9 protein-coding genes and 1 tRNA gene are annotated in these 14,161 nt (G+C 38.2%); 5 read left to right on the plus strand and 5 right to left on the minus strand.

What is annotated here, in order from left to right:
- Nucleotides 1-19: 19 nt before the first annotated feature.
- The 3 genes from ACJVDH_RS02605 to ACJVDH_RS02615 all read right to left on the minus strand — a co-directional run bounded on the left by ACJVDH_RS02605 (nt 20) and on the right by ACJVDH_RS02615 (nt 3,933).
- Nucleotides 20-748 carry a hypothetical protein gene (locus tag ACJVDH_RS02605; protein ID WP_443946015.1) on the minus strand — a complete coding sequence of 243 codons (729 nt, stop codon included), beginning with the start codon at nt 746-748 and terminating at the stop codon, nt 20-22.
- A 145-nt stretch (nt 749-893) separates the two neighbouring features.
- Nucleotides 894-3,179, minus strand: coding sequence for a DEAD/DEAH box helicase (locus ACJVDH_RS02610; protein ID WP_443946016.1), 2,286 nt, complete (start codon nt 3,177-3,179; stop codon nt 894-896).
- Nucleotides 3,160-3,933, minus strand: a complete 774-nt coding sequence (locus tag ACJVDH_RS02615) for a hypothetical protein (protein ID WP_443946017.1) — start codon at nt 3,931-3,933, stop codon at nt 3,160-3,162. Before ACJVDH_RS02615 ends, ACJVDH_RS02610 begins: the two co-directional genes overlap by 20 nt.
- Nucleotides 3,934-4,391: 458 nt before the next feature.
- Between ACJVDH_RS02615 and ACJVDH_RS02620 the strand changes: the two genes are divergently transcribed.
- Both ACJVDH_RS02620 and ACJVDH_RS02625 read left to right on the plus strand, forming a co-directional pair.
- Complete coding sequence (locus ACJVDH_RS02620; protein ID WP_443946018.1) at nt 4,392-5,855, plus strand: recombinase family protein; 1,464 nt, start codon at nt 4,392-4,394, stop codon at nt 5,853-5,855.
- Between the two features lie 5 nt (nt 5,856-5,860).
- On the plus strand, nt 5,861-6,082 hold the full coding sequence (locus tag ACJVDH_RS02625) for a hypothetical protein (protein ID WP_443946019.1): 222 nt from the start codon (nt 5,861-5,863) through the stop codon (nt 6,080-6,082).
- A 131-nt stretch (nt 6,083-6,213) separates the two neighbouring features.
- On the opposite strand, the gene ACJVDH_RS02630 is transcribed toward ACJVDH_RS02625, so the two are convergent.
- Nucleotides 6,214-6,290 (minus strand) — tRNA-Met (locus ACJVDH_RS02630).
- A gap of 139 nt (nt 6,291-6,429) precedes the next feature.
- On the opposite strand from ACJVDH_RS02630, the gene ACJVDH_RS02635 reads away from it, so the two are divergent.
- The 3 genes from ACJVDH_RS02635 to ACJVDH_RS02645 all read left to right on the plus strand — a co-directional run bounded on the left by ACJVDH_RS02635 (nt 6,430) and on the right by ACJVDH_RS02645 (nt 9,596).
- A complete protein-coding gene (locus ACJVDH_RS02635; protein ID WP_443946020.1) occupies nt 6,430-6,810 on the plus strand; it encodes an START-like domain-containing protein in 381 nt (126 codons plus the stop codon).
- A gap of 31 nt (nt 6,811-6,841) precedes the next feature.
- Nucleotides 6,842-8,266, plus strand: coding sequence for an LptF/LptG family permease (locus ACJVDH_RS02640; RefSeq protein ID WP_443946021.1), 1,425 nt, complete (start codon nt 6,842-6,844; stop codon nt 8,264-8,266).
- 121 nt (nt 8,267-8,387) lie between these two features.
- Nucleotides 8,388-9,596: a bifunctional 3,4-dihydroxy-2-butanone-4-phosphate synthase/GTP cyclohydrolase II gene (locus ACJVDH_RS02645; protein WP_443946022.1), complete on the plus strand. Its 1,209-nt coding sequence runs from the start codon at nt 8,388-8,390 to the stop codon at nt 9,594-9,596.
- Between the two features lie 127 nt (nt 9,597-9,723).
- Here the strand turns inward: ACJVDH_RS02645 and ACJVDH_RS02650 are convergent, their stop codons facing one another.
- Nucleotides 9,724-14,154, minus strand: coding sequence for a translocation/assembly module TamB domain-containing protein (locus tag ACJVDH_RS02650; protein WP_443946023.1), 4,431 nt, complete (start codon nt 14,152-14,154; stop codon nt 9,724-9,726).
- Nucleotides 14,155-14,161: the final 7 nt, after the last annotated feature.

The following is a 14,161-nucleotide window of genomic DNA, read 5'->3' on the forward strand; positions in this document are numbered from 1 at the left end:
AAAATAGATATCGTAAAGCTTATTCGGAACCTTCCATTGCTCCCCCCCGTATGATTTTTCTGTAGTCTACCTGAGTGCCTGAGGACAGTTTCAAAAATGCTGCCTGTGTATTATCGTTCACATACCGGTTAAGCCGGACATCCACGTCAAGGTTATAATCAATAGATCCGTCGCATTTGATCCACAACGCAAGTCCTGTAGCCAAAAATTCCATAACACTCATCCCAAAGTATGTTTTTAGCTGATAGTCAATATTGTATTGTCCTTCTATCTGAACAGGTAAGGTCTCAAATAGTAACATTGCCCTCCCTAAAAGTGAAAGCCTGTTACCTTGTAGCGGGAATTGTATTTGTCCTATTCTCCCTAAAATATTGTTGGTTAAGTTTGATGATGCATTATTCAACTGAGTTTCGAGTTCCGGGTCGTATAGAAACCCTGCTACGTCAATAGCGCTTGGCAATGAATTATCAAGAAGGGACAAGGGACTACCCTTATAATCGTTGGCCCCTGATAATAGCAATAATCTTGCAAGCCGTGTTGCACCCGTGTAAATGTTGAATCGAAGGTGTTCCTGCGTTGTTCTTCCTAGCCACGTTAAAACCTCATCGGGAAGATTATCTGTTATCAGATGTTTAGGTCCATACTTTAAAGCAGCATTGACTGCTCCAATGAGATACAGGCTATCAGAGAGTTGATATCTCTTGAGATAATGATAGGCTTCGAATAGCGAGTAGGATTTTGGTTTCATTCAATATGTTTTAAAGAGCCAAATTATTGTTTAACGTCAGCCTGCATAGTGTATAAGTGTCCATTAAAATTGAATCAGGTAAGCGGGCTTATTGTTGTATTTAAAGGCTCTTAGATTACATATTTTTGTGATCTCTAATTTGCCGTTAATCTGGTAGATACCAATCAACCATCTTACGAACGAATTCTGGGGTGTTCTTTATTGAAGGTAAAAAGACTATTCTGTCTTCATCTATTTTTTCAACATGTTCAGCAATCTCCTTTATGATCTCCTGAGTGAATCCATACCTCAATAGCAGAATATGTTTTTTGTTATTGGTGTTATATCTCAGCAGTTCTATGATGTCATTAGCCCTTTCATCTTCAGTCTTCTCCCGGTAGATTTCAAATGCTGCGATCAGGGTATCCGAAAGAGAAAATGAGATTACCTGGTCCATATAGTCATAAGTGTCGTATACGATGGAGTCGTAACTTACTGCTGCATTCAATGTTCCAATAGGAAATAGGCTATATGCTTTTTCCAGACTGCTATCAGGTAGTTTATGTGCAGGTTGTGAGAAGTTTGCATTGGTTGCCATGGGATTGTCCCTATTGGTTATTGAACTATACCTTAGACCGACAATTTCGCTAAAGGATCGTCCCTGTGCTGCATGGAAGAAAATATCTATGGCCTGGTTGAAGACGTTCTCTTCACCTTTAAAAAGCTCTCTTCCGAGAGAAGCTTCGTAAATCTGCCTAAGGGATATCTTGGCATTATCCCGATTGCCTTTATTGGAGAGCCCTCCGATACTTTCCCTCAAATCGTCGGAAACCCTATAAAAAATATCGAGAAAATTTTTTGAATAATCGAGTACAAGGGGATGCGATAGACGTTGGACTTTTGACATCGGTATGTTCTTTTCGTCATCAAATGTGTTGTTCTGGATTGCTTCAATCAGTTCTTTTAGATCGTTCTCATGTGTGCCTCTAGGAGGATTTTCTATGACTGACTGTTCACTAAGCATGAATGGGGTTTTGATGCGTTCCGAAAAGAGTTTGGCGCCATTTGTAAACACATAACCGTAGTCGAATATTTTTGCTTCGGTGAGTCTGCCAGCCCTTCCAATCAGATTTTTGAATGCAAGTGCTCGTTCACTGGCATTTCCCTCAAATCTGTTGTTTTCTAGCCATACAATGTCAAATGGCATATTGATCCCCTGGGCAAGTGTACTAGTTGCAAAGCATAGAGAAGAGTGTTTACCACGGATAAAGTCCTCTATCAGGAACCGAACTTCAAGGGGGATGGAACCATGGTGGATAACAACTCCTTTTTTGAGCAGTTCCACCATAGAGGATACATGCCCAGGCTTGTCCGCGCCAACGATATGACGTATGTTTTCAATTATCTCCAGTGCTTTTTTGTTCGTTACCGGTGGTAGGTTTTGAATAAAGCCCTCAAAACCGTTTCTGAAAGTTCCATTGTAAATTGAGTTTTTAGAAACGTACACGAGAATGGTGTGGAGGCCGTTCATTGCAAAACTCCGAAAATCACCGTCGAATTTTATATAGTTAACCTTTTTGTACCCCCCTTCAATGTAAGGTGAAAAGTAATAATAGGTCTCATCTTTTTTTACAATACATAATTTGCCCACAGAACCATGGGTATAGGAATGTCCATAACTAAGTTCACTTGAAAACTGATGCTTGGAAAACTGGGCCTCTGGATTATCTATAAACGGATGTGCAAATATGATCTTCGCATCCGGAAAGTGCTTCTTTACCCTTCTGACTGATACATCAAAGGTGATGCCCCGGCTGTTTTCCTCAGAAATCTGGGCTTCATCGAAAAAGAAGGTTTCGATATTCAACCTGTCCTTGAACTTGTAAAGATCTTTGGAACGTTCAGGAGTAAGCACAAAAATACGCCTGAGTTTACGAGCATTAAAGACCAGGTCAACAAATGAGGAAATCATTACACCTTTGTTATCCTCAAACTTTCTGGTCATCGAATTGATGTATTCAGCAATCAATGCCCTGGAAGGAACAACTACCACTGCATCGCCCTCTCCCTCTGCAAGGAAATCGCGTATGGAATAGGATTTTCCAGCACTCGTCGGAGCCGAGATCGAGATGTACTGTTTATCATCTATCGCCCGGCGGATACTTGCCTGAACAGGTGTCAGGAGCGCCCCGTGATCTTCGAGATGTTCCTGTCCGAATCCCTGCATTAGAAATGAATAAAGATTATTAGCGGTTTTTATTTTATAAAAGAGCCCCAGCGCAGAGATGATCTTTTCCTCAAACTCATGAAAAACGGCAAGATGGAATTCCTTGTAATAACTCAGTTCTTCCAGTATAGCCGGATTATCAGGTCCTTGGCGGTGTATGATGTCCAGTAGCTTAGCTAAATCACCGTACGGATCTTTCGTATCTTTAATCTGCTTTAAGTTCATAACTGACGCCTACAACGTAAATATTCTTTGCTTTCTTTAAATGCTCATAAGTAGTGGATTGCTCTAATGCATTTTTGAATATGGCCAACGGATTCGTAGAATTGATGGAGAATGCGAGCACCACTCCAAATAGATCGTTATCCAAATTCAGCGTTGCATCCTCTCCCGCAAGTTGTCCCAAATGCATGCCGTCCATGAGGTGTTTTTGCTTTTGGATAAAACCATCCGCTTGACCACCAGCTCCTGTTTTACCTCCAGATAGTCCTCCGTAAGGGTTTGCTGTTGCGGAAAATTTCGCCTCTCCGAAATTAATCATCTTGCCTGGACATACGGTATGAAAGTCAAAGCCTTCGTTCCCCAGTATTTTGGGCTTCCAGATTTCAGCGAGTGGAATGCATTTATGCTTGAAAACCACTTCAAGAGCTTTCGAAGAGCCCATTGAAACCATCAGCTCCCCAAACTCACTCGCCACTTTGTTTTCAGGTGAAAGCGTTGTCTGAAAAACCTTAACCAAGGACTTTGCAGTTTCAGCTGCGGTAGTTTCATATGCCCTTTTGGCACGATGGTCTAGACCCAAAATCCAGGATTGATCCTGTACGATCGTGGAGAGTTCTGTAGCGATTTTTTCCACATCTGAGATGTCGGTATGGCATGCAAAAATATTGGCACCAGTTGAAAGGCATGAGATTTCGTGGAAAGTTGAGCCCCAAGTATCCTCGGGAAAGCTTTTACTGTAGGAAATATCACTATCCATCGGTTATTTGTTGGAGATCGTTATCGACGAACTGAAATGGCTTGTAAAAAACATAATGGGAATGGTATCCAACAATGTTATAAAATTTTTGACTCTTGAGGCGTTGAGCATATTATTATAATTTAGATTTGGTTTTAAATATTTTGTAGCTAATATAATCATATTAATTTCAAACCTTTATTCCCTTTCAAATGAACAATAGAGGCCATCAAAACTCTTAGGACAATTCAGTACTTTATGGCACCTCTAAAGACAGAACTTAGCATAATCTCGACGTGCTGAAAACTATTGATCTGGAGAGTCAATCAGATCACAGAATTGTTGTAATAATTTTCAGCAATTACACTTTTTAGGAAATCTCCGATAAAAAACACCTTATGAAACTCATCCCTCTTTGATTTTGAATATCCTTTAGTAATAGTTTTTCGTTAGATACTGAAATTTAAATGGTTAAATCTATGAAATCAGCTTATCTGTATGTCCGTGTAAGCACAGACGAACAAAAAAGAAAGGGCTATTCTTTGCCCGACCAAGAAGATAGATTGTTGAAGTATTGTGCGTCGCACGATATTATTGTTGAAGATATTTATAGAGAGGACTATTCTGCTAAAAATTTCAATCGGCCAGAATGGAAAAAACTTATTACAGCTATAAAAAGAAAGCCTAAGAAAGAGGAAAAAAATATTTTATTTATTAAGTGGGATAGATTCAGCAGAAACATACATAATGCCTTCGAGATGATTGGCATTCTTCGGAAAAATAATGCATACACTATAGCTATAGATCAGCCAATTGACCTTGAGGTACCTGAAAGCATAATCATGCTCGCCGTTTACCTTTCGGTACCAGAAGCTGAAAATACGCGTCGTGCCCTAAATACTGCAAATGGAATGCGCCGTGCAAGACAGATGGGCAGGCATCCAAATAAGGCTCCGATAGGTTTCGTAAATTTAACCGATTCGAATGGCAAAAAAAGTATAGAGCCAAAGCAACCCGAAGCACGAATCATAAAATGGATATTTCATCAGCTACAAAAGAATATTTATCGGATGTCAGATGTTTGGAGGATGGCTTTGGATAAGGGCTTGCTGTGCTCAAAATCTAACTTTTCAAAGCTAATCCGCAACCCGGTTTACTGTGGTTTGATTCCGGTGAAACTTAATGATTCTGATTGGCAGGTTGTTAAAGGATGTCATAATGCCTTAGTTTCTGTGTCTATTTTTAACGAAGTGCAAAATATTATTAATACTAGAAGAAAAGTTTCAACCAAGAGAGAGTTGCTTAGATCTACATTTTTCCTCAGAGGCTTTTTAAAATGTCCATTATGTGATAAAAAGCTTACAGGTAGCTATTCAGGTGGCTCAAAAAGTAAGTACCCATATTATCATTGCTACAAGGGATGTAATAATCGAATAAGTGCGGTGCTATTGAACTTTAGTTATGAGAGAGAATTGCAAAAGCTTTTACTTTCTCCAGGAGCGATAGAACTTTTTGATCTTGTTTTGGACGATTCTAATTTAAGGACAAACAAAGCAGAATATGTAAGAGAGAGAAGAGAGTTGTTGAGGCAGTTTGCCCATCATCAAAATACACTCTCTAAAGCCCGCAATTTGTTCGTAGAGGATATGCTTAAGTTTGATGATTATAGCGAGTTTAAAAATGAGTTCCTAATAAGGACTTCTTGCATTAAAAAAGAATTAGGGGATAATATTGACAAACTGAATAATATTGACCTTCAGAGGAAATTGGATCACGGAGAAATTGTAAGGGTTTTTAGAAAGTATGACACTTTCGATATAGCGGATAGGAGGCACTTGCTAAATTTTCTGCCATTAAATACTGTTAACTTTCAAACTGGGGAAATTTCTCTCAAAGTGGACAGTGCATTATCAAAAATATTAATTTCTGAACTCAAAAGCTGATAATAATGAATTTCACCGAGCGTAAGATCTCCGTTAAACGGGCTATTGTTGTTCTAGCCAGGAATGGCATCAATGTAGATGACAGTGAAGCTGGCATTATTTTGGATTTCTTATATCTAATTTCTAAGAATTATTCCGAAAATCAAGATGGAAGAATTTGCAATATCCCGAAAGATACTTCGAACAAGTCAAAATCTGCATCGAAGACTTTCAATGATGGTTTTTAGACTATTCTTGTTTTAAGTCTAAGGACTTTAGAAGTGATTTTCGAACTGATAATGGTTGAAGCTTAAAGCTTTGACTAATAGATTTTTATTGTCAAAAAATAAGGAAACAACAAAGATATGTTGTTTCCTTATGGTAGCGGGGAGCAGGATCGAACTGCCGACCTCAGGGTTATGAATCCTGCGCTCTAACCATCTGAGCTACCCCGCCGGGTTTGAAAATATTTGTTATATTATCAAATATTTCCTGTGGTTATTTTTTGGAGTTGCAAATATAGAATTAAATTCCTTTCTTTAGAAAAATAAAATAAAAAAAATACACCGGGGATTGTTTCGGGTAATGAATGAACATGGCAGAAAAGAAAAAATTTACGCTAGAATACGAGGTTAGATCGTCGCCGCGAATCCTGTATAGCTTTATCAGTGAGCCAAATGGCCTGTCACAATGGTTTGCAGATGATGTGGTGTTCCGCGATCAGATGTACACATTCACCTGGGATGATGAACAGCAAAAAGCAAAACTAATTTCTATTAAAGAAAACAAATTGGTCAAATTTAAGTGGCTTGACGACGAGCCGCAGTGCTATTTTGAAATGGAAATTGTTCAGGATGAGCTAACCAATGACGTTGCCCTTTCCATTACAGATTTTTCTACAGAAGAGAATTTAGCCGAGAAAAAACTCATCTGGGATAACCAGATCGACTACCTGATCAGCGTATTGGGCGCCTAATATTGTCCTTTGCTTTGCCTATCTTTGTAAAGTGAAAAAAATACATCTTCTTTTGGTACAGGCATTCATCAGGCCTTTCATTGCCACTTTTTTTGTGGTGATGTTTATCCTCTTGATGTTCTTCCTATTTAAATGGATCGATGATTTGATTGGTAAAGGCTTTGAATGGTATACCATTCTGGAGCTGATGGCCTATGCATCTGCAGCAAACGTATCAATGGCTTTGCCTTTGTCCGTATTGCTGTCTTCAATCATGACGTTCGGAACGCTGGGCGAAAATTATGAACTTGTAGCCATCAAATCTGCGGGGATTTCCTTGCAAAAAGCCATGCGACCCTTAATGGTGGTTATTCTAATACTCACCATAAGTTCCTTTCTTTTCTCCAATTATATGTTGCCTAAAGCGAATTTGAAATTCAATTCTCTTTTGTACGACATGCGGAATAAAAAACTATCCTTTTTAATTAAACCTGGTGTATTTAACAATAGTATTCCGGGATACGCCATTCGTGTAGACGATAAAGACGCCAGCGGAAACCTTTTCGGTATTATGATTTACGACCATAAAGGCACCAACGGAATCCCGAAAATTGTAAAAGCCCGTGAAGGAACAATGGAAAAAACCAGTGATGGTCAATTCCTGGTGCTTAAACTTAAAGATGGTGTACAGTATGAAGAACAAGCCAGCAACAGCGGCGTGTACAACCAGCGTCAGGTTTTAATCAGAAGCCGTTTTAAGGAGACCGAACCCCGTTTCGATCTTTCCTCTTTTCAGGGAAATAAAACCGATGAAAATGCCTTCAGCAACAGTACACCAATGTTGAATTTGAAAGGGATTGTACGCAAGCGGGATTCACTTACGAAACAGCTCGATACTTTCGGAAGACAAGTGAATACTTATTTTGAAAGCAACTTCCGCCAGTTTAATGCATACAAGGGCTATACGAAAGTAAAAGTTCCGGTTAAGAAAATTGACGATAATATTTTAAAAAATATCCCCAACGGATCGAGAAAAAACAGCATTCAGAATGCGGCAAGTGTTGTTGCAGTAATGATGCAACATGTGCCGAACTGGAAACCGCGCCAAAGCGATTTAAACGGAGAAATTATTTTTGCAACTATAGAATACCAACGTAAATTCACTTTAGCTGCATCTTGTATATTGTTGTTCTTTATCGGTGCGCCACTTGGTGCTATCATTCGTAAAGGCGGCATGGGGCTTCCTGTTGTAATTGCGATCTCTTTCTTTTTAATTTACCACATCATCACGACAGTTGCAGAGAAATCGGCCAGACAGGGCAACCTGAATCCGATTGTGGCCATGTGGATTGCGGTAATCGTATTGTCGCCTTTGGCTGCATTCCTGACATATAAAGCCACCGTAGATTCGGCTCTATTCGATGTTAATTATTATAAGCAACTTGTTCTGCGGGTGTTTAAAAAAGCAGATAAGTAATCATTTACGTATAAATGATATTTGGCGAAATTCTTAATGCATAAATAGCCGTACATTTGTTAAACAAACTTATTGATTAACGAAAGAAACAGACAGATCAATTTGTATTACGCAAAATAAAATGCAAACATTAAATACCATAGAAGAAGCTATTGCAGATATAAAAGCTGGTAAAGTAATTATAGTAGTAGACGATGAAAATAGAGAAAATGAAGGTGATTTTCTAACCGCTGCAGAAAATGCTACGCCAGAAGTCATCAATTTTATGGCCACATATGGCCGTGGATTGATTTGTGCACCTTTAACAGAAGAGCGTTGCCGCGAGTTAAACCTGAACTTAATGGTTGGGAAAAATACGGCAGCCTACGAAACCAATTTTACGGTATCTGTAGATTTAACGGGTCACGGTTGTACAACAGGTATTTCTGCGAGCGACCGTTCAAAAACCATGCTTGCTTTGGTAAATCCGAAAACAGATCCTGATGAATTGGGCAGACCAGGCCATATTTTTCCCCTAATAGCAAAAGATGGTGGTGTAATCCGCCGCGCAGGTCATACAGAAGCTGCGGTAGATCTTGCCCGTTTGGCCGGCATGAAACCCGCAGGTTTACTGGTAGAAATCTTAAAAGAAGATGGCGAAATGGCGCGTCTGCCAGATTTGTTTAAAATTGCAGAACAACATCAGCTTAAAATTATTTCTATAGAGGATTTAATTGCCTATCGTTTAAAAGTTGATAGTTTGATTAAACAGGAAGTAACAATTGATTTGCCTACAACATTTGGCGATTTCAAAATGACAGCTTACACTCAAATGGACAATAATGCGACGCATTTAGCCATTTCTAAAGGTGAATGGGGGCCGGATGAACCTATTTTAGCACGGGTACACAGTTCTTGCGTAACCGGAGATATATTTGGCTCTTGTCGTTGTGATTGTGGTCCGCAATTGCACAAAGCCTTAGAAATGATAGAAAAAGAGGGTAAAGGTATAGTTGTTTATATGAACCAGGAGGGGAGAGGAATTGGACTGATTAATAAACTGCGTTCTTACAATCTTCAAGATGCGGGCTTTGATACGGTAGAAGCCAATATTAAATTGGGTTTTAAAGGCGATGAGCGTGATTATGGTGTTGGCGCGCAGATTCTAAGATCAGAAGGCGTAACAAAAATGCGTTTAATGAGTAATAATCCAACAAAACGTGCCGGTTTAATTGGCTACGGTTTAGAAGTAATCGAAAACATCCCGATTGAAATAGAAAGCAACATACATAATGAGCGTTATCTGAAAACCAAAAGAGATAAAATGGGTCATTCCATTATGAAAGGTTAATACAGAACAAACATAAAAAAAGCTCCATTTCCTCAGAAATGGAGCTTTTTTTATTTACATATATTATATCAAGTTAGAAAATGTTTATGCTTCAGACCAATTTAGCTTTATGCTTTAGTCTTTCCGCTTATCTATGTGGGTTTCCTTTACTTTGGTTGATAATTGTTTCCTTACTGATCGATTTATTTGTTTTTACCGGCGCTTCAGCTTGTTTCCGTTTTAAGTTTCTGCGGTAAGAGCCTGTAATTTTCTGTATAAACTCTTTAAACGTATCAAATTGTTGCGTATACACTAAACCGAACGAGGTTACATTTGCAGTCGGACTAATTCCGCTATTCAGAAAAATACTTTGTTGTGTTGGTGGTTTGTTGGCTATTTTACCGGTAAGGCTGCCATCGCGCCTAATGAGGAAAAGTGCTTCTACCTCACTGCCCACATTGTTTTTGGAAAAATCTATAATAGACAAATCATTTATACTGTTCCGGTCTACAATACCCGCATTCACAATTAAACGGTTATTAAAGAACTTAAAAGAAGCGTTGGCCTCACTCAGCGAGCGAACGTTTAAATCCACGAAGTTGAGGTTTAACGAAGAAAGTACATTGTTAAACTGGTTAAATACAAGTTCTGTAGCTGTACTGGTTGCAGTAGAACTCAATTGGTTTCCGATAGATTCTCCTCCATTACCGGGGGCAAAACTTCTTCTGATAATTAAACTGAAGGCCTGAAGATTCAGGTTGTTCTGGTCGCTCAGGTAAGTTTGAAGTTCTTCTTTAATTGCTGGTTGTGCGGGAAAGAAAATATCCAGTTTAATATCCGGTTGTAAAAGTAAGCCCGATAAGCCCATTTCTACTTCCGTATTCACACGTTGGTTGGCATTGCTACTTGCATCACGGTTCGCGGCTTTAAATAAGTCGCTAAGATTTGCCCTCAATGCATAAACGGCTTTCAGGTTAATCTGTGCTGCCGTTGGGTTTCCTGTCCACCTGATGGTTCCACCCTGGCGGATATCAAATTTCTTATTGATGACTTCCTGTGCAGTAAAATCAAAACTTCCTGACTCAATAATATAATCGCCAGACATTTCAAAATCACCCAGGCTATTAATATTTAAGTTCAGATCTGCATTTCCTTTTCCACTTAGGTTTCCTAATGTGGTATAAATATTTGCAGTAGTATTCGGATCAATCGTGAGTTTGAAGGTTAATGTAAGGCCGTCAAAATTGGTTGTTTTTTTGACCACCTGAGCAGAATCTCTACTGATAAAATTAATATAATCATTATCAGAAACGGTTTCAGAACTATTTAAAGGAAGATTGAAAACTGTACCTTTTTCAGTTTTTGCCTTAATATCGATCTTCATTTTATTGGTTGGACCGTTAAAATTGAAGACGCCGGATCCGTAGGCTTTACCAAAATATACCGAATTGTCTTTAGATGTTGTGTTCAGTGCCATCAGGTTTTTGGCTTCCAGCTTAACATTAATGTCTGGGTTATTGATGTTATTTAAGTCGACAGAACCATTTGCAATCCCTTCATGCTCTTCCAAATCCTGAAGTTTAAAATTATCCAGTTCAATTACGCTATTTTTTACCTGAACCTCATCGCTGATTACGTAAGTTGTTTTTAAATAGTTTACCATCAGTTTTGCTTTATCCAAAGCTATTGTTCCGTTAATTTCAGGTTTGTCAAAACTTCCCTTAACAGTAATGTCTGATGAAATATTCCCATCCAGATTAGAGACCAGGTCCTTCACAAAAGGTTCTAAGATGGTGAGTTTACTATCGTCCATTTTAATACCAAGATCAATCAGTTTTTCCTTTAAATCCAAATGCCCGGTCACTTTAAAGGTTTCAGATCCGTACGCATTTACCCGTGTATATACGTTTACGCGGTTTTTTGCCTGATTATAGGAAGAAGTATCTACAAGCGTACCAATATAAATATCATTAAAATTTAAAGAGTCAATTTTTAAATCGTCTTTTACTCTTGGGCCTTTTAAAATGCCATACAATTCTGCTTTACCGTTTGTTGATCCGCCCAGTTTTACCCCAAAGCCTTTAGTGAAAGGATTTAAGGTTTTGAGGTTAAAATCTTTGAAACCAACCTTTAGCAAGTCTTTAGGATCGTCAGAAATTAAGCCATCTATAGTAATCAACTGATTTCCGTTGCTCAAGTCAAAATTGGTGATTTCCGTTTTTCCATTGTTAAGCACTATACGTACTTTCTCCTGTATTCGCCATTCTTCACTGTTAATTTTTAATATCGATGGAAGAACACTCAGCCGCGCTACGGTATCTGTATTTTTCGTAAATTCTACCAATCCGTTCAAATCCAGTTGATTGGCATCGTCAGAATTAGACATTTTTACGTTGAAAGCCAAACTATCGTTTCTCAGTATATTAGAAATATTCACATCTTTAATAAAAAGACTGTCATTAATCTGAACGCGATCAGAGGTTACAATAAGCTGCAGTTGCGCATCAGTGGTGTTTTCATCTAATATAATGTTGTTTACCACAATCCCATTATACTTTAGCTTTTTCATAAAACCACTCAGCGTAGCCACATTATTTCGTGAATCAAAATCGCCAATCAAAGTCGCACCTTCTTCAACTTCCAATCCAGGCGCAATAAATTGGGCCAAAGCATCAAATTTCTTAATAAGTAACCTGAATTGGAATATCTGGTTGTTGAATTTAAAGATTTTGGTTTTTAGCGATGGAATATACGTCTTCGCGATAGCTTTGTAATAAGATACGATGGTATTCAGGTCATACTCTCCTTTAATACTCGCATCTAATACGTCTGATTTGATGTTTAAGTTTCGGTTTACGCCTGTTCCATTGGCAACAAGTTCTACAGAATCTACGTGGAAAATGCCCTGTGGGTTTCGCAGTTCAATCTCTTGTACAAGTAACTTACCTTCAATATTGTTTAAATTGGTGCCAGAGAAATTGGTGCTGAATTTGGCATCAACCATCATAGAGTCTGCAGCTAATTTCAGCGCTTTGAGTTTTGCTTTGGTAATGGTTGCAGTGAAATTAAATACTGGTAATTTTGGATTAAGATTGACTCCACCGTCGAAAATCAGCTTCACATTCCGGTCATTAATGCTGAGTTTTCCGTCAAAATATTTTTTGTCAAATGTTCCGTCAACCTTCACATTCCGATAACGATAATTGTTAAAATCGATGTAAGCAATATCGCCGTTGAGGTTTTCGGAAAGGTTTTTCAGTTCTGTACCTCGCCCTTTTACATTTAAAGATGAGGTGATGCGGCCAAGACTTTTTTCATCGATAAGATTTCCCAAATCGAAATCGTAGGTTTTTACGCTACCAGTGTAAGACGGCACATTCTGGCGATCAATTTTCATGTTTACATCAGAAACGATACGACCCAGTTTGGTTTTAAATTCACCGTAGGCGATAAAATCATTTTGAAAACCGGTAAAACTTCCGTTAAAATTAATGTTGCCGAATTTGTTTACAATAGCCGGAATCATTTCTTTTTTGGAGCCGCTAATGCCCGAAAGAACCTCTTCCAAGTCTTTTTTATTTGTTCCCGCCAGTTCAATATTCAAATCCATAAAGGTTTCTTTCCATTTCGGAAGACCTTTAATCACAAAATCGCCTTTAATATATGTTGCTTTTCCGGCACGTACAGAAAGTTTTTTGGCTTTAAGATTGGTTACCAAACCTGTTATCTGGCCGTCTACATCTAAATTTAACTTTATCCCTTCAAGATCTGGCGCAAAAAACGCAACATCTCTTGAAGCGATATGACTTTCTTTAAAAACAGCCTTCATTCTTATTTTATCAAAATAGTTATTGAAATCCTTAAAACTGCTGAATTTCATTTGATAATAATTTGTGAGCTTGCTTTGGTTGGTTACGAGCAGTAAATTTTTAAGCTCAATAGCATTGCTGTCTACCGTAGTTATGGCACTAAGATTTTTTAGATAAAAGCCGCTTCGTTCTCTAAACGTTAGGTTTTTAATATTCGTTTTAAGGAGGTGATTATCTAAATCGAGACCTTCAAAAATTCCACTAAGTTCTTTAACGTCCACATTATCAAAATTTACACTTTTACCCTGTACGGTATCTTTTGCTGTGTAGTTTTTGTATTTGAATGCGAATTTGTTCAAGATTAAGCGGCCAAGCGAGACTTTAAACGGTTTTTTGTTCGGGTCTTTTGGCTTACTTTCTCCTGAATCAAAATAGTCGATGATGAAATCGAGATTGGATTCCTTTGCAGATAAATCTTTAAGAAAAAAACGTCCGTTATTAATTTGTACGGTATTGATGTCTATGATTTTTTCTTTGAGGGAGAACTTATTGATATCGACCATAAACTTCGGCGTATTCAATAAGGTATCTTTTTGTTTATCAAGAATGAGTAAATCTTCAAGCACAACAGATTTGAAAGGCACGATATAGACACTCTTAATGGCAATTGTTGTATTCAGCTCTTTAGAGAGATAAGCGGCCGCTTTACGTGCAACAAAAGTTTGAACAGGCTTAAATTTTAGGGAAAAGACAACAAGTGCGAGCAACAAAATTACT

The sequence above is a fragment of the Pedobacter terrestris genome (assembly GCF_052343045.1).
Taxonomy (GTDB): domain Bacteria; phylum Bacteroidota; class Bacteroidia; order Sphingobacteriales; family Sphingobacteriaceae; genus Pedobacter.